Here is a 23730-nt window from a genome sequence, read left to right on the forward strand (position 1 = left end):
TCAGCGGGCGGCGGCCTCGGCCAGTGGCCGTCCCCGCCCGCCCCTGCCGGCTGCCGGTGCGGCGGCCACCCGATCCCCCAGGATCTCCCGCAGGAAGACCGCTGTGTGGCTCTCGGGTACCGCCGCGACCGTCTCCGGCGAGCCCTCGGCGACGACCCGGCCGCCACCGGAGCCGCCCTCGGGCCCCATGTCGATGACCCAGTCGGCCGACTTGATCACGTCGAGGTTGTGTTCGATGACGATGACGGTGTTGCCGGCGTCGACCAGCCGGCCGAGGACGCCGAGCAGCTTGCGGATGTCCTCGAAGTGCAGGCCGGTCGTCGGCTCGTCGAGCACGTAGACCGTTCGACCCGTGGAGCGGCGCTGCAGTTCGGCGGCCAGCTTCACCCGCTGCGCCTCCCCGCCGGACAACGTCGGCGCCGGCTGGCCGAGGCGCACGTAGCCGAGGCCGACGTCGTTGAGGGTGCGCAGGTGCCGGGCGATCGCGGGCACCGCCGCGAAGAACTCGGCGGCCTCCTCGATCGGCATGTCCAGCACCTCGGAGATGCTGCGGCCCTTGTAGTGGACCTCGAGGGTCTCCCGGTTGTAGCGGGCGCCATGGCAGATCTCGCAGGGGACGTACACGTCCGGCAGGAAGTTCATCTCGATCTTGATGGTGCCGTCACCGGAGCAGGCCTCGCAGCGGCCGCCCTTGACGTTGAACGAGAAACGGCCTGGCTGGTACCCGCGCACCTTCGCCTCGGTGGTCTCGGCGAACAGCCGGCGGATGTGGTCGAACACGCCGGTGTAGGTGGCCGGGTTCGACCGCGGGGTGCGGCCGATGGGCGACTGGTCGACGCGCACGGCCTTGTCCAGCTCGTCGAGGCCGGACACGGTGCGGTGCCGGCCGGGCACCTCCCGTGCGCCGTTGAGCCGGTTCGCGAGGACCGCGGCGAGGATGTCGTTGACCAGCGTCGACTTGCCGGAACCGGACACTCCGGTGACGGCCACGAAGCAGCCGAGCGGAAACGACACCGTGACGTCGCGCAGGTTGTGCTCGCGGGCGCCGTGCACCGTCAGCGCCCGGCCCTTCGTCGGGACGCGGCGGATGTCGGGCACCGGGATCTGCCGGCGGCCGGACAGGTAGGCGCCGGTCATCGACTCCTCGCTGGCCAGCAGCTCCTCGACGGGCCCGGAGACGACGACCCGCCCGCCGTGCTCGCCGGCGCCGGGACCGATGTCGACGACCCAGTCCGACGCCCGGATGGTGTCCTCGTCGTGCTCGACGACGATGAGGGTGTTGCCGAGGTCCCGCAGCCGGGTCAGGGTCTGGATGAGCCGGCGGTTGTCCCGCTGGTGCAGGCCGATCGACGGTTCGTCGAGCACGTAGAGCACCCCGACGAGACCGGACCCGATCTGGGTGGCCAGCCGGATGCGCTGCGCCTCCCCGCCGGCCAGCGTGCCGGCGGCCCGGTCGAGGGAGAGGTAGTCCAGGCCGACGTCGAGCAGGAACGTCAGCCGGGCGTCGACCTCCTTGAGCACCCGCCCGGCGATGGTCCGCTCCCGCTCCGAGAGCTCCAGGTCCCGCAGGAACTCCGCGCACTCGCCGATGGCCATCCCGGCCACCTCGGCGATCGACCGGCCGCCCATGGTCACCGCGAGCGACTCGGGCCGCAGCCGCGCGCCGCGGCAGGTCGGGCAGTGCACGTCGCGCATGTAGCCCTCGTAGCGCTCCCGGCTGCTGTCCGACTCGGCTTCCCGGTGCCGGCGGCCGAGGAATCCGATCACACCCTCGAACGAGGTGTAGTACGAGCGCTTGCGGCCGTACCGGTTGGTGTAGCCGACGTGGATCTCGGTGTCGCCGCTGCCGTGCAGCACCGCCTTGCGGGCCCGCTCCGGCAGGCCCTCCCAGGGCGTGTCCATCCGGAAGCTGAGGTCCTCGGCGAGCGCGGTGAGCAGCCGCTCGAAGTACTCCTTGTTGTGACCGCTCGACCACGGCGCCACGGCGCCCTGCGCCAGCGACAGCGTCGGGTCGGGCACGACCAGCTCCGGGTCGACCTCCTTGCGGGTGCCGATGCCGCTGCAGTCGGGGCAGGCGCCGTACGGCGAGTTGAACGAGAACGACCGGGGTTCCAGCTCCTCGAAGGACAGATCGTCATAGAGGCAGGCGAGATGCTCGGAGTACATCCGCTCGCGCTCGGGGTCGTCGGCCGGCCGGTCGACGAAGTCGATGAGGACCAGCCCGCTGCCCAGGCGCAGCGCCGTCTCCACCGAGTCGGTCAGGCGGCGCTTGGCCGAGGCCTTCGCCGCCAGCCGGTCCACGACGACCTCGATGGTGTGCTTGCGCTGCTTCTCGAGCTTCGGCGCCTCGGTGAGCGCGACGACGGCGCCGTCGACCCGGGCCCGGGCGAACCCGGAGCTCTGCAGCTCGGCGAACAGGTCGAGGTACTCCCCCTTGCGGCCGCGCACGACCGGCGCGAGCACCTGGAACCGGGTGCCCTCGGGGAGTTCGAGCAGCCGGTCGACGATCTGCTGCGGGGTCTGCCGGGAGATCGGCCGCCCGCACTTCGGGCAGTGCGGCCGGCCGGCCCGGGCGAACAACAGCCGCAGGTAGTCGTAGACCTCGGTGATCGTGCCGACGGTGGACCGCGGGTTGCGGTTGGTCGACTTCTGGTCGATGGAGACCGCGGGCGAGAGGCCCTCGATGAAGTCCACGTCGGGCTTGTCCATCTGGCCGAGGAACTGGCGGGCGTAGGCCGACAGCGACTCGACGTACCGCCGCTGACCCTCGGCGAAGATCGTGTCGAAGGCGAGACTCGACTTGCCGGACCCGGACATGCCGGTGAAGACGATCAGCCCGTCGCGGGGCAGATCGAGATCGACGTCGCGGAGGTTGTGCTCACGCGCGCCGCGCACGACAAGACGGTCGGCCATCGTCGAATCCTCATGATCTTCCGAAAATCGGACCCGGGCAGGTGCCGCCATGCTACGGATGGGGTCCGACAGTTTTCGCACGGCCGTTCGCCCGCATCGCCTCGCCGGATCGCGCGCGGGCGGAGCCTTCCGACGCACCGCAACCACGTGCGAAAGGATGGTGTTCCCTTCGATGCCCGGGAGACCACCCATGAGCAACGACAACGGACCCGGAGCCGCGTACACCGGAGAGGTCACCGTGGGTGGCCCGGCGGATGTGCGGGTCCTGCCCGGACTGACGGTGACGAAGGTGGCCGTCGGCTCCCTGAACAACAACGCCTACCTGCTGCGCTGCACCGAGACCGGCGAGCAGCTGCTCATCGACGCCGCCAACGAACCGGCGACGCTGCTCGGGCTGATCGGCGACGCCGGCCTCGCGACGGTCGTGACCAGCCACCGGCACCACGACCACGTGCAGGCCCTCGCCGAGGTGACCGCCGCCACCGGCGCCACCACCGTCGCCCACGCCGACGACGCCGAGGCGATTCCCGTGCCGACGGCCCGGATCGTGCACGACGGCGACGAGATCGCCGTCGGTCGGGTCACCCTGCGGGCGATCCACCTCGTCGGCCACACCCCGGGCTCGATCGCCCTGCTCCACGACGCCGACCCGGCCCACCCGCACCTGTTCACGGGCGACTGCCTGTTCCCCGGCGGTCCCGGCAACACCCGCGGCAACGCCGCCGACTTCACCTCGCTGCTGGACGGCCTGGAGGAGAAGGTGTTCGGTCCGCTACCCGACGCGACCTGGATCTACCCCGGCCACGGCCACGACACGACCCTCGGCGCGGAACGACCCCACCTCGCCGAATGGCGCGCCCGCGGCTGGTGATCCAGCGCGATCGACGGGAGCTGCGGCAGCACTCCCCGCGCCGAGGCGAGAGCCCGCGGTCAGGACCGGGGCCGCGGGGCCGATCCGCCCGGACCCGGGCAGGTGTCGACGTAGCGCGTGGCACCCACGTCACGCATCCATTCCGACCTGGACAGCCCGCCGCCCGTGATGGCGCAGGCGAACGCCGCGGGGTTGGCTCGTGCGGCGCGCAGGGCGGTGAGGTCCCAGCGGAGGATCGAGCCGTCCGCCGCCCCCGCGGCGACCATGGTCGTCCCGTGACGTCCCACAGGGTGACCGAACCGGAGTAGTAGCCGACCGCGAGCCGGGCCGCGTCCGCGCTGAGTGCGGACCGCAGTCAGGTCCGCCCTGCCCGCCACACCCCGATTACGCTCCATACGCGCCCCCGAAGCCGTACCGGTGCGCGCACAGATTACCGGCTCGCCGGCCCCGCCGAGCGCCACCGGTTCCCGGCAGACCGCGCCGGCCGGGTCCCGACCGCAGTGCGCGCGGCCGCCCGGGCTGCGACGTCGGGCCGGCCGTCACCGTGTGGTCGCGAGGTCGGCCCGGATGCGGACGACACCCTGGTGAGCGGGCCGGTCAGCGGGAGCGGGTGTCGCCGATCCCGGCCGGGCTGTCCGGTCCGGCGGTCGAGGCAGCCCGCGAGCCAGAGCGCGCCGCCTCCGCCGGCCACGCCGCCTCCGACCTGGCGGCGCCGAAGGGCGGTTGCGGCCGCGCGGGAACCGCGACCCGACTGGCGGCGGTCTCGGCGCCGGCGGCGCCCGGACGCCCTGCCTCCGCCCTCGGACCGGTCGAGGCAAAGGCCACCGGCAGACTGCGCGCGGGAAGGCGGCCGATCCCTTCGCGGGCCGGTGCGGCGACCGCCCGCCAGCGGGAGCGGACCGCGGGCTCCCAGGCCGGCCGGGCCAGACCTCCGGCGAGGCCGGCGAGGATGCGGGCGGCGCGCAGCGCGTCGTGCGGACGGCCGGTGGCCAGCTTTCGCACGGTCAGCAGGCCAAGTTGGCCGGCGTGCACCGCCGGCCAGCTCCAACCGACGTTCAGGCGGTGCCGGCGGGCGTAGAGCGCGGCCGCGCGGCCCAGTTCGGCGTGCAGCAGGCCGGAGCGGCCGACGGTCTCCCCGCCGACGTGCACGACCGGCCACTCCTCGTCGGCCCAGGCGATCCGCCCGCCGGCCGCGTGCAGCCGGGCGAACAGGTCGGTCTCCTCGTAGTACATCCAGAAGGCCGGGTCGAAGCCACCGAGGCGGACGAACGTCTCCATCCGCACGGCGAAGAACGCGCCGACGGGGTACCGCAGTCGCGGCCAGCGGGCCAGTGCGGCGGTCTCACCCCGAAGGGCGATGAACGCGCTGGTCCGCGGGGTGGGCAGGACCGCCTGGGAGCGGGCCGCCACGCCGCCGGGCGTCGCGAGGAACGGGAACCCGACCACGTCGATGGACGGCGGGTACCAGGACAGGAGCTTGGGTAGCACCTCGGCGGTGTCGTCGGGAATCGTCACGTCGCTGTTGACGACCAGCAGCCAGTGTGCCGGCGTACCGGACTCAACGGCCTCGCGGACGGCGAGGTTGACGGCGGTGCCGTAACCGACGTTGCCCTGCCCCTCGATCACGCGGACACCGGCAGGGACCGGCGGCCCGGCGAGCGGGCCGTTCTCCACCAGGGTGACCTGGCAGCCCCGAATGGCGGCCAGCCCGGACAGCAAATGGTGCAAATGGGTGGAGCCTCCGTGGGAAACGACGACCGCCAACAGACTATGCATTATCCGCCTTTACTGAGGAATCAGACGCCGAGCAACCCGGAGCGTCATCGAGTCCGACACATATCCGGACGCATGCGCCGCCACATCGGGCAATGGTTACCAATCGGAGATCCGGTAGTGCCGCCATATCGACGGCCGGTCAACGGTTCGTGGGCGGTCAGGGGGGTCGACCCGTCCCGGTCGACCAGCCCGGACACCGATCGCCACCAGAGTAACGACCTCGCCGGGATGGTCCGCGTTATTCCTACCCGGCGAGTCGCGCGACACTCTTCCGCCCCCCTCACCGAAGCGCTATCGAGATGACATCAGCAGGTACCGGAAAGTCGCTCGAAATGAGCCGCCAGGGATCACCTTCTGCCCACTGCGAACACAATTTACGGACGACTGACTCGGCCACATGTGGTGACGTCGAAAAGAACCGTGAAAGCGGGCGACCTGACCATCCCCGGCAGCGCCCGGCAGGGGATGGCCGACTCGGCCGCCAGCGGCGCCGGCGCCGACCCGCCGGGGCGGGCGCGGAGAATCACGGGCGGTTCCGGGCCAGAGCTGCCGGTGCGGCGACCCGGCGACCGCGCCGGCGCGGGCCGCGCTCCGGCGGCAGCGAGATTGCGGAAGTCCGCCGTTTCGCCATCGGTCGTGACAACGCCCTGTCAACGTGGAAACTATGCCGCACCCAGATCGACTGACCGCGATCGTCGAGGAGTTGCGCCGGGCCGGACCCGCCGGGCGCACCGCAGCCAGCCTCGCCGCCCGACTGGACGTCAGTGTACGGACGATCCGGCGGGACCTGCTCGCCCTTCAGGGCGTCGGCGTGCCCGTCAGTGGGATCTCCGGACCGGGCGGTGGATACGTCCTGGCGGAGCACGCGACGTTGCCGCCGCTGGCGTTCACCCAGGGCCAGGCCGTGGCGGCCGCCGGCGCGCTGACCATGGCCGCGGCCGGCCCGCTGAGCCGCGACGGCGCGACCGCGCTGGAGAAGCTGCTCGACGCCCTGCCGCCCACCGAGCAGCGGCAGATCGCCGAGGTCGCGTCCCGGGGGCGGTCCGGGCCACCGGCCCTGGTGCGCTCCGCCCTGACCGCCGCCGTCGAGGAGGCGCTGCGGAGCCACCGGGTGCTGGCGATCGACTACCAGGATGCCGCTGGCAGCCGCACCCTCGGCCGTCGCGTCGAGCCGCACATGCTCGCCCTCACCGGCGGGCAGTGGTATCTGCTCGCCTGGTGCCTGGAGCGGCGGGGCCCACGCTGGTTCCGCTGGGACCGCATCTCCCGGGCGGTGAACACCGGGCTGCCCATGGCCGAACGCGATCCGTTCATGTTCTTCACCGCTCCCCCGCCGGGTCCGCGCCGGCTCCGGCGGCCCGCCGCGCCGGGCGCGCACAGCGAGCCGTCCCTGCCCACCTGACAGCTCTCCCCCACCAGGGGGACCCGGCCGCACGGACAGCGCGGGCGCGGTCAGCGGTCCGCCGCTCGGGCGGGCTGCTCCTGCGCCGCGCCCGCGCCGTCCTCCTCGTCCTGGAACTCCGAATCCTGGACCTCCGAATCCTGGAACTCCGAGTCCTGGACCTCCGAGTCCTGGACCTCCGACCCGGCCTCGCCCGGGCCGGGCAGCTGCGCCGGCGCCGGGGGCTCGGTGCGCAGGGACCAGATCACCGAGACGGCCAGCGCCACGGCGATCACTCCGAGGGACAGCGCGATCGGCATGTGCCACACGTCGGTCAGCAGCATCTTGACGCCGATGAACGCAAGCACGAAGGCCAGACCGGTCGCCAGGTGGTGGAAGCGTTCCAGCAGGCCGGACAACAGGAAGAACAACGACCGCAGCCCGAGGATCGCCAGTGCATTGCTGGTGAACACGAGGAACGTCTCGTCGGTGACGCCCAGCGCGGCCGGCACCGAGTCGACGGCGAACAGCACGTCCGCCGTCTCGATCGCGACCAGGACGGCAAGCAGCGGCGTCGCCGTGAGCCGACCCGCGCGCCGAAGGAGGAACCGCTGCCCCTGGTATTCGTCGGTCACCGGCATGACCCGGCGCAGTGCCCTGACGGCCCGGCTTTTCCCGGGATCCAGCTCCACCCCGTCGTCGCGCAGCATCTTCAGCGCGGTGAAGATCAGGAAGGCGCCGAACACGTAGATGACGAAGCTGAACCGGTCGAGCAGCGCGATGCCGGCGGAGATGAAGAAGAAACGCAGTACCAGCGCACCGAGCACGCCGTAGAACAGCACCCGGTGCTGATAGGCGCGCGGTACCCGGAAATACGAGAAGATCAGGGCGAAAACGAACAGGTTGTCGACCGACAGGCTTTTTTCCAGCAGCCAGGCCGCGGTGTACTGGCCGGCGGCGTCCGGACCCTGCCAGGCCCAGATCACCGCGGCGAAACCCAGCCCCAACGACACCCACAGCAGGCTCCACCAGGCGGCCTCCCGGAAACCGATCACATGGGCCTTGCGGTGCGCGAGGAGGTCGACGGACAGCAGGACCAGAAGCGCGCCGAGAAAGGCGATCCAGGCCCACAGGGGCACGTGCACGGGCGTCTCCAACGTGGTGCCCCGTACTGGCCGGGGCGGACGGGTCGGGCGGAGGGTTCGCCCGAGCGGCCGGGCTGCGTTGCCAGCGGCCGGTCGGGGCATGCTCTTTCGGGTCACGGTCGCCACCGATCCACATCGCGTAGCGACTGGACGGTGACTTTTGGTAGCTAGGGGTGGCCGCGTCAAGGCAGACCGCCTGCGCTGGCCTGGCGGTGACGGTCTGCGGGAACGACAGGAGAGCGTCGATCGGTGCGGGCCGGGCGACCGGCCCGCACCGGTTGATCAGCGCCAGATGTTGCCGGGACGCAGGGCCCCGGCGGCACGGCCGCGCAGCGGCGCGGTCTCGATCGCCTGGCTGAGCTCGGCCGGGCCGACGGTGCCGATCATCCGCGAGCCGCCCGCGTCGGTCCGGTCGACCACGATCACGCAGCCGGCGGCCGGCCGCTCGATCAGGCGCGCGGGCAGGTCGGCCAGCGGGTCCGTCGCCTCGGCCGTGGCCACCATGGACAGCGGGACGACGACCCGGTTGACCCGGACCAGGTCGCGATCGTCCATGGGCACGGCGGCGAGGTCGCGCAGCAGGGCGATCCCGGCCAGGGCACCGTCGAAGTCCACCACCCCGAACACGGCGCGGTGGGCGGGTAGCACGACCTCATCGAGGGCATCGTCCACGGTCGACCAGGACGACAGCGTGGGCGGCGCGGGTGTCATCACGTCCCGCGCGACGAGGCCGGCGAGCGCCGCCTCGGTGCGCTGCTGGGACTGCGCCAGCCGGGACGTGCCCAGGGCGAGCCAGCCGAGCAGGGCCGCCCACAACGCCACGAAGCCGACGACGAACACGCCCACGGCGCCGGCGATGATCAGGGCCCAGCCGGTGGCGACGCCGGCACGGGAGACGGCCCGCTCGGCCCGCTCCCGGCTGCCGGTGCGGCGCAGCACCCGAGCGGCGATCAGCCGCCCGCCGGCGCTGCGCGGCGAGGGCAGCGCGTCCACGACCGTCACCAGCAGGGCGAACGTTCCCACCCACAGGGCCACCTGGGCGGCCAGGGCGAGGGTGCCGCTCGGCGCGAGCGCGCCGAGGGTCATGAGCACTGCGCCGGCGAGCGCGGTGACCGCCAGCCCGGCGCGGGCCAGCCTGGCCTCGATGCGGATGGCGTCCTCCGGCCCCCACGGGCGGGTTCCGGCAGGAAGGTCCGCACCGGTCGGCGAGACGAGGTCGACGCCGATGCCGAGCGAGTCCCTGCCGCCCACCCCCCGCACGCCGGCCGGGTGCGCCGCCGCGAGCTGCGGGGCGGGCGCCGGCGGAGCCACCGCCAGCCGGCTTCCGAAGGCGCCGAGGGTGATGCCGACGACCGAGAGTCCCGCCCGGCGGGCGGCACGCGCCCGCACCAGATCGGCGCCCATCAGGATGCCGACGAGCAGCACCGCGCCGATGAGCCCACCGCAGAAATAGGCGAAACCGGGGCGGTCAGGAACGGTCGCCGGCAGGGTGAGGGCACCGAGCAGGACGGTGACGACGGTCGCCGAGACGGCGAGTCCCGGACGCACCGTGATCGGCGGAAGCCCTCCCCGCCTGGTCGCGTCGTGGGTGGCCATGTCCGCTCAGACTCCTTTCGGTGCTGCTCGGGGCCGACTTCGACGGCCGGCCCCGGTTCGGTCCAACTGTTCTTTCCAACGTCTAGCGTGCCCTTCGTCGTCCCGGCAGACACCGCACGAAGTGCGCGAGTTCGCCTATGATTTCGCTGCCGAGCTTCGGCAGCGATCTGCGGGAGACACACAGGTGGATGAAGCGGACGAAACGGTTGATGTGACCACGTTCGACGAAGATCTTCCCCTGGGCCTGCCGGAAACGAGCCTGACCCGGCTGCCCCGCGCGGCCGTCCTCGCGGCTGCCGACTCCCGGCTGCATGCCGGGCTCCTCGGCGACTATCTCGACGTCCTCGCCTCCGCGGCGCACAGCGGACGGCGGCTCACCCGCGCCGAGCTCGACGCGTTCCGGGCCCTGGGCCAGGCGGCCGCCGAGTCCGGGGCGTCACTGCGGGCCCTGGTCGACCTCTACCTGTCCGCGACCTGGCGGATCTGGCCATCACTGCCGGCGGTGCGCGCCGCCGACCGCACCGCCCGCGAGGCGAGCCGTGCCTGGGACACCCTGCTGGAGCCGGCGGAGCTCGCCGCGGCGCGGCGCTCGGCCGGCGAGTCCGTCGGCGCCGTGTCCCGGACCCGGGCCGCCGCCTCGGCCGTGCTGCGGGCCAGCGACGACGCGGTCGCGGCGGTCTGCGAGGGTTACGAGGCGGCGCGGACCGCGCGCGCCCGCTCGGAGGAGGCGCTGCGCCGCGAGCTGGTCGACGACCTGCTGACCGGCACCTCCGCGGTCGGCCAGCTACTCGAACGGGCCGGGGCGTTCGGCCTGCGGCTGGAGGCACCGCACACGGTGCTGGTGGTCGCCGGCAACCGCCGATTTCTCGACGGCCGCGCGCTGACCAGGGCCGCCGAGGGCATCCTGCGCGACCGCAGCGCCACGGAGCCGCTGGTCGCGACCCGCGACGGCCTGCTCGTCTGCGTCGTCCACGTCCCGTCCGAGCTCCTCCTCGACCCGCCGCCCGCCGCCGTCAGCCGCTCGAGTGCCGCGAGCTCGGCAGCCGACGGGGACCCGGCCGGACCGGCGCCGCGGCGGTCCACCCGGCCGTCGGGACGGCGCCGGGCGGACGGACCGGACACCGGCCGACCCGGTTTCTCCCCACTGCCCGCGTCCGTTCCGCCGCCCGGGTCGATGGCACCCGTGGCGGCGCTGGCCAGCAGGCTGCGGGCGGAACCGGGGCTGGTCTGGCGGATCGGGGTGAGCCGCGCGCGCAGCGGCGTAGCCGGCGTGCGCATCGGGTTCGAGGAGGCCCGCTCCGCCGCGGAGCTGGCCGGCAGCCTCGGCCTGGACGGCACCGTGGTGCACACCGACGATCTGCTCATCTACAAGGTGCTGGCCCGCGACCGGGAGGCCCTGGCGGAGCTGGTGGAGGCGGTGCTCGCGCCGCTGCGTGCCGCGCGCGGCGGCGCCGGCCCGCTGATCGACACCCTCGACGCCTACTTCACCACCGGCGGGGTCGCGCTGGCCGCGGCGCGCCGACTGCACCTGTCGGTGCGGGCGTTGACCTACCGGCTCGACCGCATCCACGCCCTGACCCGGCACGACCCGACCTCGCCGACGGACCGTTACGTCCTGCAGACCGCGGTGCTCGGCGCCCGGCTGCTCGGCTGGGATCCGGCCGGCGCCTGAGCCGGCCACGGGCAAGCCGCGGGGAAACTGTCGGAGGTCTGTGGTGTTCTGGAGGACGTGAGCACAACGTTCGAACGGCCCACCACCGACCTCGAGCGGACGCGCGCCCCGTTCGAGGTCATCTCCGACTACGCCCCGGCCGGTGACCAGCCGGCCGCCATCGACGAGCTGGCCAGACGGATCGAGGCCGGCGAGTCCAACGTGGTCCTGCTCGGTGCCACCGGCACGGGCAAGTCCGCGACGACGGCCTGGCTGGTCGAGCGGCTGCAGCGCCCGACGCTGGTGATGGCTCCGAACAAGACGCTCGCCGCCCAGCTCGCCAACGAGTTCCGCGAGCTGCTGCCGAACAACGCCGTCGAGTACTTCGTCTCGTACTACGACTACTACCAGCCCGAGGCGTACATCGCGCAGACCGACACCTACATCGAGAAGGACTCGTCGATCAACGAGGAGGTCGAGCGGCTGCGTCACTCGGCCACGATGAGCCTGCTCACCCGCCGCGACACGATCGTCGTCGCCAGCGTCAGCTGCATCTACGGCCTCGGTACGCCGCAGGAGTACATCGACCGGATGGTCCGCCTGCGGGTCGGTGACGTGATCGAGCGGGACGTGCTGCTGCGCCGCTTCGTCGACGTCCAGTACGCCCGCAACGACCTGGCCTTCACCCGGGGCACCTTCCGCGTCCGCGGGGACACCGTGGAGGTGTTCCCGGTCTACGAGGAACTCGCCGTCCGCGTCGAGATGTTCGGCGACGAGATCGAGCGGCTGACCTACCTGCACCCGCTCACCGGCGAGATCGTCCGCGAGGTGCCGGAGATCTTCGTCTTCCCGGCGACCCACTACGTCGCCGGACCGGAGCGGATGGAGCGGGCGATCGCCGGCATCGAGGTGGAGCTGGAGGAACGCCTCGCCACGATGGAGCGCCAGGGCAAGCTGCTGGAGGCCCAGCGCCTGCGGATGCGGACCACCTACGACATCGAGATGATGCGCCAGGTCGGGTTCTGCTCCGGGATCGAGAACTACTCGCGGCACATCGACGGCCGGGCGGGCGGCACCGCGCCGCACACCCTGCTCGACTACTTCCCCGAGGACTTCCTGCTGGTGATCGACGAGTCACACGTGACCGTCCCGCAGATCGGCGGGATGTACGAGGGCGACATGTCCCGCAAGCGCAACCTGGTCGAGCACGGCTTCCGGCTGCCCAGCGCGATGGACAACCGCCCGCTGCGCTTCGAGGAGTTCCTGGAGCGCATCGGCCAGACCGTCTACCTCTCCGCCACCCCCGGGCCGTACGAGCTGGGCCGGGCCGACGGCGTGGTCGAACAGATCATCCGGCCCACTGGCCTGCTCGACCCGGAGGTGATCCTCAAGCCGACGAAGGGGCAGATCGACGACCTCGTCCACGAGATCCGGCTGCGCGCCGAGCGCGACGAGCGGGTCCTGGTCACCACGCTGACCAAGAAGATGTCCGAGGACCTGACCGACTACCTGCTCGAACACGGCATCCGGGTCCGCTACCTGCACAGCGAGGTGGACACGCTGCGCCGGGTGGAGCTGCTCACCGAGCTGCGCCGCGGCGAGTTCGACGTCCTCGTCGGGATCAACCTGCTCCGGGAGGGCCTCGACCTGCCCGAGGTGTCGCTGGTCAGCATCCTGGACGCGGACAAGGAGGGCTTCCTGCGCTCCGACAAGTCCCTGATCCAGACGATCGGGCGCGCGGCCCGCAACGTCTCCGGTCAGGTGCACATGTACGCCGACAAGGTCACCCCGTCGATGCGGCACGCGATCGAGGAGACGAACCGGCGCCGCGTGAAGCAGATGGCGTACAACGCCGAGCGGGGCCTGGATCCGCAGCCGCTGCGCAAGAAGGTCGTCGACATCCTCGACGACATGGTCCGCGAGTCGGCCGAGGGTGAGCTGGTCGGCGGCGGCGGGCGGGCGCGGTCCCGTGGCAGGGCTCCGGTGCCCGGGATGAAGTCCCGCGGCGGCCGCGACGACCTGGTCGGCAGGTACGCCGCCGAGCTCGCCGGCATGCCGTCGCACGAGCTGGCCCAGCTCATCCGCCAGCTCGACGACCAGATGCACGAAGCGGCCCGGGAGCTGCAGTTCGAGCTGGCCGCCCGACTGCGCGACGAGATCGGCGAGCTGAAGAAGGAACTGCGCGGCATGGGCGCCGCCGGCGTCCAGTAGGCGGGCGCCGGTGCGGCGCGGGGTCTAACCGGCGGCGACCTTGGCGTCGCGGCGGGTCAGCAGCTCCCCCCACACCTCGGCGACGCGGGAGTCGAGGTCGTCCAGGCTGCCGCCGTTGTCGATGACGAGATCGGCGGCGGCGCGGCGCTGCTCGTCGCTCGCCTGCGACGCCATCCGGGCCAGGGCCTCCTCCCGCGGCAGGCCGCGCTCGGCGAGCCGGCTCAGCCGCAGCTCGCACGGCGCCTCGACGACCAGCACCAGATCGTAGGTGCCGGTCGCCCCCGTCTCGACGAGCAGCGGAATGTCGTGCACGGCGATCCCGCCCGGGGCAAGCCCGGCGATGCGCCGCTGCGTCTCCGACCGGATCAGCGGATGGACGATCGCCTCCAGCCGGCCGCGGGCCGCGGGGTCGGCGAACACGACCCGGCCGAGCGCCGGACGGTCCAGGCTGCCGTCCGGCGCCGCGACGTCCGGGCCGAACTCGGCGAGCACCGCGGCGAGCCCGAGGGTGCCCGCGGCGACCACCTCCCGCGCGATCCGATCCGCGTCGATCACTGCCGCTCCGCGGGCAGCCAGGCGCGCCGACACCGCGCTCTTGCCCGAACCGATCCCACCTGTCAGGCCCACCGTGAACACCCTGCCGAGTCTGCCAGTCCGGTGGGCCGCGCGCGCCGACGGATCGGCGTGCCGACTCCGCCGCTGCCGTTGGCAGACTGAGGGCCGTGGACGACGCCGGCGCGGGAGTCACTTCCGGCGTCGCGCTGCCCCCGGCCGCCCCGCCCGCGCCCCAGACCGCCGCCGCCGGCAGGCTGGGGCGGGTCGCGCGGGTCATCCATCATCTGTGGCCCGTGCTGCTCACCGGGACACTGCTGGGGCTCGGCTGGCTGGGGCTCGTGCTGCTGCCGGTCCTCGTCGGGCCGGCGCCGTTGCTGCTCATCGCCCTGCGGCCGACGTGGGGGGTGCTGGTGCTGGTCGGCGGTTCGGTGCCGTTCCTGCCAGCGCTGCTGATCGCCACGGTGCTGCGCTGCCTGCTCGACGTCGGGTACTACGCCCTGGCCCGCAACAACGTTCGCTCGCTGCTGCTTCGGTCGATGGGAGGCGGCCGGCTGGTCGCCGCGCTCACCCGGCCGAGCACCCAGACGCCGCTGCTGTGGTTCTGCCTGGTGAACACCAACGTCGCCGTGGACGCGGCGCTCGGTGCCGCCGGCGTGCCGATGCGGCGTTTCCTGCGGTTTCTGGTGCCGGGCTCGGCACTGTCCAGCCTGGTCTACCTGAGCGCGGCACGGGCGGTGACGCCGTGGATGCGTGACGGCGTCGACTGGCTGGACGCGCGCATGACCTGGTTCGTACTCGGCGGGCTCGCCCTCGCGATCGTCCGACTGGTCGGCGGTCGGGCCCTGCGTCTCCTGCGATCGCGGCGCCACGGCGCCGACCGCCCGCTGGGTAGTGCTCACGCCACGCCGTACCCCGACAACCACTTCCCGCATGCAAACCGTGACTCTCTGGACATGTCAGCGGAGGAGTAGCAGGGGCGAACGCGGGTGGCCTCAGCCAGGCCGCCCGCAGGTCACCGGGTTCCACCCGGTCGTCGCCCCCTACCCCCGGAGCCGACCATGCACCGACTGCGCCCCACCGCGGCGTGCGCCGTTCCGCCGCACGTCCTCGAACGAATCGTCCGCAACGGCAGCGACCAGCAGCGGTCCTGGGCGTTGTCCACCCTGATCCAGGACGGCTCGCACCGCACTCTTCGCGACCACAACGCCCGGCTGCGCGCCGCGCGCCGAGGCGTCGAGCCGCGTTGGCCCGTGGCGCAGGCCGGCCCGCGCCGGTCCGTCTCCGACGCTGCGGGCGCCGAGACGCTGCCAGGGCGGCTCGTGCGCGTCGAGGACGGTTCCGCCGTGGCGGATACCGCGGTCAACGAGGCATACGAGGGACTCGGCGCGACCTTCGCCTTCTTCTCCGCCGTCCTCGGCCGCGACTCCATCGACGACGAGGGAATGGCCCTGCTGGCCACCGTGCACTACGGCGACCACTACGACAACGCGTTCTGGAACGGTCGGCAGATGGTCTTCGGCGACGGGGACGGGGAGCTGTTCCGCAGCTTCACCGGCTCGCTGGACGTCATCGGGCACGAGCTGACCCACGGCGTGACCGAGGACGAGGCCGCGTTGATGTATCTCAACCAGTCCGGAGCCCTCAACGAGTCCATCAGCGATGTGTTCGGTTCCCTGGTGAAGCAGTACGCCCGGGGCGAGAAGGCCGAGGAGGCCGACTGGCTGATCGGCGCGGGACTGCTGACCGACGCGGTGCGCGGCGTGGCCCTGCGGTCGCTGAAGGCCCCCGGCACCGCCTACGACGATCCGGTACTCGGGGATGACATCCAGCCCGCGCACATGGACGACTACGTGCGGACGACGATGGACAACGGCGGGGTGCACATCAACTCCGGCATCCCGAACCACGCCTTCTACCTTGCCGCGACCGCTCTCGGCGGCTTCGCGTGGGAGAAGGCGGGCCGGATCTGGTATGAGAGCCTGCGCGCCGGCCAGGTGCGGCCGAACGCGACCTTCCGGACCTTCGCCGCCGCCACCAGCCGCCAGGCCGGGGTGCTGTTCGGCGCGCCGGAACGCGCGGCGGTCGATGAGGCGTGGCGTGCTGTCGGCGTCACAGGTTGAGGGCCGAGCCCGTGGGTGGCTGGCCCGCGTCCGCGAAGGCGGGGAGGCTCGTCTCGTCCTGGCCGGCACGCAGCCGGATGAGGGTGTGAGCCGCCTGGCGGGCCAGCACGGTGAGCGCACGGACGGTCAGCGGATCGACGTTCTCGCGGATGCTGTCCCAGCGGGCTCCGATCACGCCGAGCAGGCCACCCTCACCGGGCAGGGGCAGCACGAACACCGAGCCGATCTTGAGTGGATCCAGGAACTCGGGCGTCATCAACGGAGAGGCACACGCGTCCCGGAGAAAGACCGGGCACTGCGTGCGCATCACCTGCTCCATCATGACGGTGTGGTCGCGGTGGTGCTGCTCGCCGACGGCGACCATCGGCACCGTGCCGGGAGCGGCGCTGCACCCGACCACCTGGTAGAACGTCGAGCCCGGCACCTTCGCCGTCATCAGCGAGACCTCGGTCGCGTCGAGCAGCGCCCGGGCGACGGTGGTGATGATCCTGCCGGCCCGGTCCAGGTCGTGGGGGAACGAGAGGCGGTCGAGATCGGCCAGCGCGCCGGCGACGGCCCGGAAGGCCGTGGCCTCCCGGCGGGCGTCGAGCAGAGACATCACCTGGCGGGACAGGTCGACCAGGTTGGCCCGCTGTTCGGACGTGAGCCGGCGCGGCATCCGGTCTACCACGACCAGCGCGCCGACGACCTGCCCGTCCGTCGCCGCGATGGGCATGCCGGCCGCGAACCTGATCTGTTCGTCGGCCGCGTAACGGCGATACCGTCGGCCGGCGCCGGCCGCGAGGTCCTGGATCTCCACGATCGCGCGCTCGGCGACGACCCGGGCGCCGATGCCGCACTGTTCCGCGAGGATCGACGAGGCATGTCCGACGCGCGTCTTCGACCACACCCCCTGGCTGCCGTGAAAGACGATCGCGGCCGCCGAGCAGCCGGTGGACCGCGCCGCGATCGACGCGAGGTCATCGAAGGCCGGCTCCGGCGCGGCGCGCAGGACATGGTGATTACCCAGAGCCACAAGCTTGGTGTGATCGGACAGATCGCTCGCAGCCGGGCCGCAGGCAGCGGACTCGGCGGCGCAGTCGGCGGCTCTGTCGGCCCGGACGGATCGCTCCGGCTCGCCCGGCCGGGACTGCGCCGCCTGGTCCGGGCCGCAATGAGCCGCTCGCCGGTCCGGAGCGGCCGCGGCCGCCGTGGCGGCGGACCCCGTGGCGGCGGACCCCGTGGCGGCGGACCCCGTGGCGGCGGACCCCGTGGCGGCGAACGGAGCGCGGGAGCGCAGCAGGGCCGACAGCCGCGCCGCTGGCAGCGGGTCCGACACGGCCTCGCCCTGAAGCAGGTCACACCCCAGATCGATCATCATGGCGAGGGTGCGCTGGCTCGCCACACCTTCGCAGACCACCCGCAGCCCAAGCCGGTGTCCCAGGTCGACCACGGAGCGCACGATCGCCGCGGCGGGCAGGTTGCCGCTCGCGTCGGTGACGAAGCCGCGGTCCACCTTGACCTCGTTGAAGGGCAGCGCGTTGAGGATCTCCATCGAGCTGTAGCCGGTGCCGAAGTCGTCCAACGACAGATTGATTCCTTTCGCCCGCAGCTCACGCAGGATCGTCGCCGCCCGGGCCGGGTCGGCGACCAGCACACTCTCGGTGATCTCCAGCGTGAGGGACCGGCCGGCCAGACCGTGCGCGGACAGGGCACCGACGATGCGTTGCGGCAGATCGTCGAGCACCAGCATGCGCGGGGAGAGGTTCACCGAGACCACCAGGTGCAGACCCGCCCTGGCCCAGGCCGCGCACTGCCGGCACGCTTCGTTGAGGACCCAGCCGGTCAGATCCGAGATGATCGTCGAGCGCTCGGCCATCGGCAGGAACGCTCCGGGTGGAAGCAGCCCACGCGTCGGATGCTGCCACCGCAGCAGCGCCTCGGCCCCGACGATCGTGCCGGAATGCGCCGACTGCAGCGGCTGGTAGTACAGGACCAGCTCGTTGCGTTCGATCGCGACGCACAGGTCGGCGTACAACGCGATCTCCTCAGGCTGCACGCCGACGATCGCCGGGTCCCAGACCCCGATGCTCTCCCCCGTTCGCCTGGCCCGCGCCAACGCCGAGTCGGCGAAGGCCAGCAGTTCCGCCACCGTCGTGCGGGCGTGCGGGGCGACGACGATTCCGGCCGACGCATCGACGGCGACGTCGACCCCGTCCACCTCGAACGGCCCCTGCAGGTCGCGAAGAATCTGCTGGCCGAGCGCGCGGCATTCCTTCGATCCGGCCGTTGCCGCCGCCGAGGTCATGGCCGGTGCCTCATAGATGAGCACGAACTCGTCCCCGCCTGCCCGGCCGACGATGGCGGGGCTGGGAGTGAGCCGGCCCAGCGCCCCCGCGACGGACTGCAGGAGCCGGTCTCCGCCGGCGTGCCCCAGCGCGTCGTTGAACTCGCGGAAGTGATTGATGTCGACCAGGACGAGAACCGCATCCCGCCCGGAGGCCCGAATGGCCGCCACCGCGCGCTCGCCCCGCTCAAGAATTCCCCGGCGGTTGGGCAGCCGGGTGAGAGTGTCCGTCTCCTTCGGTGGCAGTCGCACCCGGAACAGGCCCTTCACGATCACGCCGACCATGATCGTGCACAGCGCGCCGGAGATCGCCAGTGCGCCCATGCCGACGACATCGCCATGGGCGGCCGTGCCGGCCAGCAGGGCGACGACGATCAGGCCCACGACCAGCACGGCAGCGCCCGTCCGGATGAGGGCGACCGATGCGCACAGCGGTGGGAACCACAGCAGGTACATTCCGGCGGCGCCTGGCGACGGGGCTTCGGCGACGCCCAGCGCGAGCACCGCCGCGAAGGTGAGGGCCGCCACCGGGGCGACCCAGATGCGTCGTGGCTGCGCGACCAGCCCGGCGACCACGTTGGCCACCGCCACCACGACCGCGACGGTGCTCTGCCAGCGCAGGCGACCCGGCGAACCTGGCACCAACAGCACCAGCAGAAACAACATGACCCCGCCGAGCGGCACAAGGATCAGCAGCCGCGCACGGTCAACGTAGGCATGGTCGCTGTACACGAAATGCGCCCCTCCCCCCGTCACCCAGGCCCGGTGGGGCAGCGCCCCACGAATGTCGACCACGGGGGCCAGGTCCGCGGAACCGGGCTTGAGCAGGCGTCGCTCCACGCCAACCGGGCGACGGCGCCCAGCCAGCGACGGATGCGAATCCCAGCGGGCGTCGCAAGGGGCCTACCCACTGGGGCGACATCTTCCACCGTGCTCGGACGATTCGTGGTGCGAGCATTGTTCGCGAATCGGCACTTCACCGACCAGCGACGACGAACATGCCGCGTAACAAATCCCGCGGAAGTCGCGAATACCGGAGCGAGCTCCATCCCACCGCCGGCGCCGGTCGTGCAGGAACACATCACGATATTCGCGGTATCCCGCCCGCCGGCCCGTTGCGGCGCGCCCCGGTCAGTGGGCGGCGTCGTCCCAGGTCCGGCCGGAGCCGACGCTGACGTCCAGGGGTACCGACATGGTGTAGGCGGAGGTCATCTCCGCCCGGACGAGGCGCTCGACGTCCGCGTACTCGCCGGGAGCGATCTCCAGGACGAGCTCGTCGTGTACCTGCAACAGCAGCCGGGAGACGTGACCACCAGCCCGCAGCGCCCGGTCCACCCCGAGCATTGCAATCTTGATGATGTCGGCGGCCGAGCCCTGGATCGGGGCGTTGAGTGCCATCCGTTCGGCCATCTGCCGGCGCTGGGAGTTGTCGCTGGTCAGGTCGGGCAGGTAGCGGCGACGCCCGAGAATGGTCTCGGTGTAGCCGTCGCGTCGGGCCTGCTCGACGACCCCGCGCAGGAAGTCCCGCACCCCGCCGAAACGGGAGAAGTAGGCGTCCATGTGTTCGCGGGCCTCGTCCGGGGCGATGCCGAGCTGCGAGGCGAGCCCGAAGGCACTCAGCCCGTAGGCGAGCCCGTAGGACATGGCCTTGATCCGTCGGCGAAGTTCCGGATCGACCTGGCTGACGGGCAGGCCGAACGCCTCCGCCGCGACGAAGGTGTGCAGGTCCTCGCCGGAGCCGAACGCCTCGATGAGGCCCTCGTCCCCGGACAGATGCGCCATGATCCGCATTTCGATCTGGGAGTAGTCGGCGGTCAGCAGCGTCTCGTAGCCGGCGCCGACGACGAAGGCCTGGCGGATCTGGCGACCCTCCGCGGTGCGGATCGGGATGTTCTGCAGGTTCGGGTCGGTGGAGGACAGCCGCCCGGTCGCCGCGATGGTCTGGTTGAACGTGGTGTGGATGCGGCCGGCATCGTCGATCATCGGCAGCAGCGAGTCGACTACGGTCTTGAGCCGGGCCACGTCGCGGTGCCGCAGCAGCACCGGCAGCAGCGGGTGGTCGGACTGGACCGCGAGCCAGGCCAGCGCGTCGGCGTCAGTGGTGTAACCAGTCTTGATCTTCTTGGTCTTCGGCAGGCCGAGCTCGTCGAAGAGGATCTGCTGGAGCTGCTTGGGCGAGCCGAGGTTGAACGTCCGCCCGACGATCTCGTGAGCCTGCGCGGCGACGTCCGCGACCTCGCCGCTGTAGTGCTTCTGCAGCTCGCTCAGATGGTCGTGGTCGGCGCCGATCCCGGCCCGCTCCATTCCGGCGAGCACCGTGACCAGCGGAAGTTCCATGTCGCGCAGCAGCATCGCGGCGGAACGCCGTTCGAGGTCCGCGTCCAGCTCGTCGGCGAGTTCGAGGCAGGCACGGGCGCGCAGCGCGTCGGCATGGGACTCCTCGGCCTCGCCGGAGCCGTCGAGGGTGAGCTGGCCGTTGCCGGCGGGCTCCCCGGCCAGGTCACGGTGGAGGTAGCGGGCCACCAGGTCGGCCAGGTCGAACGAGCGCTGGCCGGGCAGGGCCAGGTAGGCGGCGAGCGCGGTGTCGCTGGTGACCCCGGCCAGCGGCAGGCCCAGCTCGGCCAGCGCGAGCATGGAGCCCTTGACGTCGTGCGCGGCCTTCGGCTGGTTCGGGTCGGCGAGCCAGTCACCGAGGGCCGTGAGATCCGCCGGGGTGAGCCCGGTCGGATCGATCGCGGCCGCGGCGCCGTCGGCCGAGGCCAGGGCCAGGCCGGTCAGCACGCCGGTGCCGCGGCCCCAGCTCCCGCGGGCATGCAGGCCGGTGCGGCCGACCCCGCGCGCATGCCGCGCCAGCCAGCCAGCCACCCCGTCCGGTTCGAGAATGCTCAGGTCGACCTCGAATCCCTCCTCGACCGGCGGCGGGGTCGTGGCCAGCGCCGCGTACAGCCGCTCGCGCAGCACGCGGAACTGCAGGGTGTCGAAGAGCTGGTGGACCGCCTCCCGGTCCCACGGGCGCAGCCGCAGCTCGTCCGGGCCGACCGGCAACGGCACATCCCGCGCGAGCTCGGTCAGCGACCGGTTGCGGATCACCGAGGACAGGTGGGTGCGCAGGGACGCGCCGGTCTTCCCGCCGATCTCGTCGACCCGGTCGACCAGCTCGGCGAGGGAACCGAACTGCTGGATCCACTTGGTGGCGGTCTTCTCCCCCACGCCCGGCACGGAGGGCAGGTTGTCGGATGGGTCCCCGCGCAGCGCCGCGAAATCCGGATACTGCACCGGCGACAGGCCGTACTTGGCCTGGACCTCCTCCGGGGTGAACCTGGTCATGTCAGAGATGCCCTTGCGGGTCATCAGCACCGTCACCCGGTCGTTGACGAGCTGCAGCGCGTCCCGGTCGCCGGTCACGACCAGGACCTCCATCCCCGCGGCGGCGCCGGCCGTCGCCAGAGTGGCGATCACGTCGTCGGCCTCGAAGCCGGCGGCGCTCACACCGGGCACCGCGAGGGCGTCGCAGACCTGGTGGATGAGGCTGACCTGGCCGGTGAAGTCGGCCGGCGTCTCGGCCCGGCCGGCCTTGTACTCGGCGTACTGGGTGTGACGGAAGGTCGGCGTCGGCAGGTCCCAGGCGACCGCCACATGGCTCGGCCGCTCGTCCCGCAGGGCGTTGATCAGCATCGAGGTGAAGCCGTAGACGGCGTTCGTGGGCTGCCCTGTGGACGTCGAGAAGTTCTCCACCGGCAACGCGTAGAACGCCCGGTACGCCAGCGAGTGCCCGTCGAGCAGCAGCAGGCGCGGCACCGCCGGGTCCGGTGCCGGCCGCGCGGAGCTCGCCGCGGCGGCGGGGCGGCGCGTGGCCCGGGGCCTTGCCGGACGCTTGCCGCCGCCAGGCACGCCGGCCTCGGCGGGATCGGCCTGCGCGGGAGCTGCCTCGGCGAGGGCGGCCTCGGCGGGGGCGGCCGGCTGGTCGGCGGACGAGTTTGGCGTGGTGACGGACACGCGGCGAGTTTAGGCCGTGGGTCCGACGGTTTCGTGGCCCGTGGGCGGTCCGTCGCGGTGGTCGCGCCACCACGGGCCGGGACGGGCCGGGCCATAGCGGCGCGAAGCCGCCACGGCAGACCCTTCAACCCCACGCACGGCGCACTAGGCTCATTGCCATGACCGCGGCCGACGCGACCCCGGCAGCCGACCTCCCGCCCGCTGCCAGCCGGGCATCCGACCAGCGGGCATCCGACCCGCCTGCGAGCGACGAGCCCGCGGCGGACACCCCTGGGGCCGCCGCCGGCACCCCCACCGCGGGGCCCACGGCCGGTGGCGGCGCGGTCGCGCCGGATCCGGCCGCGGTCCAGCTCGCGGCGCAGGTCAACGCGGCGCGCGGAGAGGCTGAGCGGCGATTGGGTATCCTGCTCACCGAGGCCAGCGCGGCCCGGTTGGTGGCGACGATGCCGGTCGAGGGCAATCGTCAGCCGTTCGGTCTTCTGCACGGCGGGGTCTCCGTGGTGCTCGCCGAGACGCTGGGTTCGGTCGGCGCGATGCTCGGTGCGCCGCCCGGCAGCATCGCGGTCGGCATCGAGGTCAGCGCGACCCACCACCGCTCGGCCACCTCCGGCGTCGTCACCGGCGTCGCCACCAGGGTTCACGGCGGACGCACCCTGACCACCTACGACATCCGGATCACCGACGAGGCCGGCCGCGCGGTCTGCACCAGCCGGCTGACCTGCATGATCATCCCTGCGCCACCGGACGCCGAACGCCCATAGAACGGATTCACCCGGCCTCGCGGCACCACACCGCGCCCGATTACGCGAACCGCAATACAGCGCACTGATCTACTTGTCTAACGCAATTTTCGATTTACGGTGTCCCGCGCCACCCACGCGAGGGATATCCGAACGGACACACCGGATTCCACCCGCGAGATTGACCTGGTGGGACAGGGGGCCTAATCTCATCGCCGGTGGCACCCGGGATGTGGCGAGTAGACAACGCACGGACGCGGGGAAGGTCCGTACGGCACCAAAGCCGTTCCCGGGTGCCGCAATCACGAATAGGCCGCCTGGTCGGCCGATCCCAGGATCGGCCGACCGGCCCCGGCCCGGGGCCCCCCGCCCCCCCCGCCCCCCCCCCCCCCCCCCCCCCCCCCCGGCCGGGGGGGGGGGCCGACCCGGCCCCGCCCGCCCCCCGGGCC

Annotated in this window: 15 protein-coding genes; 7 read left to right on the forward strand and 8 right to left on the reverse strand. The window is 72.4% G+C overall.

All coding sequences use genetic code 11. The features are described 5' to 3' along the window. Positions 1 to 2913, reverse strand: a complete 2913-nt coding sequence (uvrA, locus tag MXD60_RS12365; protein ID WP_248819179.1) for an excinuclease ABC subunit UvrA — start codon at positions 2911 to 2913, stop codon at positions 1 to 3. Between the two features lie 190 nt (positions 2914 to 3103). Here uvrA and MXD60_RS12370 point away from each other — a divergent pair, with 190 nt between their 5' ends. Further along, positions 3104 to 3784, forward strand: a complete 681-nt coding sequence (locus MXD60_RS12370) for an MBL fold metallo-hydrolase (protein ID WP_248819180.1) — start codon at positions 3104 to 3106, stop codon at positions 3782 to 3784. A 59-nt stretch (positions 3785 to 3843) separates the two neighbouring features. Here MXD60_RS12370 and MXD60_RS12375 read toward each other — a convergent pair whose 3' ends face one another. Both MXD60_RS12375 and MXD60_RS12380 read right to left on the reverse strand, forming a co-directional pair. Beyond that, positions 3844 to 4050 carry a hypothetical protein gene (locus tag MXD60_RS12375; protein ID WP_248819181.1) on the reverse strand — a complete coding sequence of 69 codons (207 nt, stop codon included), beginning with the start codon at positions 4048 to 4050 and terminating at the stop codon, positions 3844 to 3846. A 331-nt stretch (positions 4051 to 4381) separates the two neighbouring features. Beyond that, positions 4382 to 5512, reverse strand: a complete 1131-nt coding sequence (locus MXD60_RS12380; RefSeq protein ID WP_518467826.1) for a glycosyltransferase family protein — start codon at positions 5510 to 5512, stop codon at positions 4382 to 4384. 712 nt (positions 5513 to 6224) lie between these two features. Here MXD60_RS12380 and MXD60_RS12385 point away from each other — a divergent pair. Then, on the forward strand, positions 6225 to 6962 hold the full coding sequence (locus MXD60_RS12385; protein ID WP_248819183.1) for a helix-turn-helix transcriptional regulator: 738 nt from the start codon (positions 6225 to 6227) through the stop codon (positions 6960 to 6962). Between the two features lie 50 nt (positions 6963 to 7012). Here MXD60_RS12385 and MXD60_RS12390 read toward each other — a convergent pair whose 3' ends face one another. Together MXD60_RS12390 and MXD60_RS12395 are read right to left on the reverse strand one after the other, a co-directional pair. Continuing rightward, positions 7013 to 8086, reverse strand: a complete 1074-nt coding sequence (locus tag MXD60_RS12390) for a TerC family protein (RefSeq protein ID WP_248819184.1) — start codon at positions 8084 to 8086, stop codon at positions 7013 to 7015. Positions 8087 to 8368: 282 nt separating this feature from the next. Next, positions 8369 to 9682 (reverse strand): peptidase M50, encoded by a 1314-nt coding sequence (locus MXD60_RS12395; RefSeq protein ID WP_248819185.1) that lies wholly within the window; start codon positions 9680 to 9682, stop codon positions 8369 to 8371. A 184-nt stretch (positions 9683 to 9866) separates the two neighbouring features. Between MXD60_RS12395 and MXD60_RS12400 the strand changes: the two genes are divergently transcribed. Further along, positions 9867 to 11354, forward strand: coding sequence for a PucR family transcriptional regulator (locus tag MXD60_RS12400; RefSeq protein ID WP_518467829.1), 1488 nt, complete (start codon positions 9867 to 9869; stop codon positions 11352 to 11354). Between the two features lie 57 nt (positions 11355 to 11411). After that, a complete protein-coding gene (gene uvrB, locus MXD60_RS12405; RefSeq protein ID WP_248819187.1) occupies positions 11412 to 13544 on the forward strand; it encodes an excinuclease ABC subunit UvrB in 2133 nt (710 codons plus the stop codon). A gap of 24 nt (positions 13545 to 13568) precedes the next feature. Here the strand turns inward: uvrB and coaE are convergent, their stop codons facing one another. Beyond that, a complete protein-coding gene (gene coaE / locus MXD60_RS12410; protein ID WP_248819188.1) occupies positions 13569 to 14171 on the reverse strand; it encodes a dephospho-CoA kinase in 603 nt (200 codons plus the stop codon). 95 nt (positions 14172 to 14266) lie between these two features. Between coaE and MXD60_RS12415 the strand changes: the two genes are divergently transcribed. Continuing rightward, positions 14267 to 15070 carry a hypothetical protein gene (locus tag MXD60_RS12415; RefSeq protein WP_308222453.1) on the forward strand — a complete coding sequence of 268 codons (804 nt, stop codon included), beginning with the start codon at positions 14267 to 14269 and terminating at the stop codon, positions 15068 to 15070. 87 nt (positions 15071 to 15157) lie between these two features. Next, positions 15158 to 16219, forward strand: a complete 1062-nt coding sequence (locus tag MXD60_RS12420) for a M4 family metallopeptidase (RefSeq protein ID WP_248819189.1) — start codon at positions 15158 to 15160, stop codon at positions 16217 to 16219. On the opposite strand, the gene MXD60_RS12425 is transcribed toward MXD60_RS12420, so the two are convergent. Together MXD60_RS12425 and polA are read right to left on the reverse strand one after the other, a co-directional pair. After that, positions 16209 to 19277, reverse strand: a complete 3069-nt coding sequence (locus MXD60_RS12425; protein ID WP_248819190.1) for an EAL domain-containing protein — start codon at positions 19275 to 19277, stop codon at positions 16209 to 16211. The two genes, MXD60_RS12420 and MXD60_RS12425, sit on opposite strands and share 11 nt — an antisense overlap. A 399-nt stretch (positions 19278 to 19676) precedes the next feature. After that, a complete protein-coding gene (polA, locus tag MXD60_RS12430) occupies positions 19677 to 22331 on the reverse strand; it encodes a DNA polymerase I (RefSeq protein ID WP_248819211.1) in 2655 nt (884 codons plus the stop codon). Positions 22332 to 22699: 368 nt separating this feature from the next. Here polA and MXD60_RS12435 point away from each other — a divergent pair, with 368 nt between their 5' ends. Beyond that, positions 22700 to 23302, forward strand: coding sequence for a hotdog fold thioesterase (locus MXD60_RS12435; RefSeq protein ID WP_248819191.1), 603 nt, complete (start codon positions 22700 to 22702; stop codon positions 23300 to 23302). Positions 23303 to 23730: the final 428 nt, after the last annotated feature.

This window comes from Frankia sp. AgB32 (assembly GCF_023243045.1).
Lineage (GTDB): Bacteria > Actinomycetota > Actinomycetes > Frankiales > Frankiaceae > Frankia.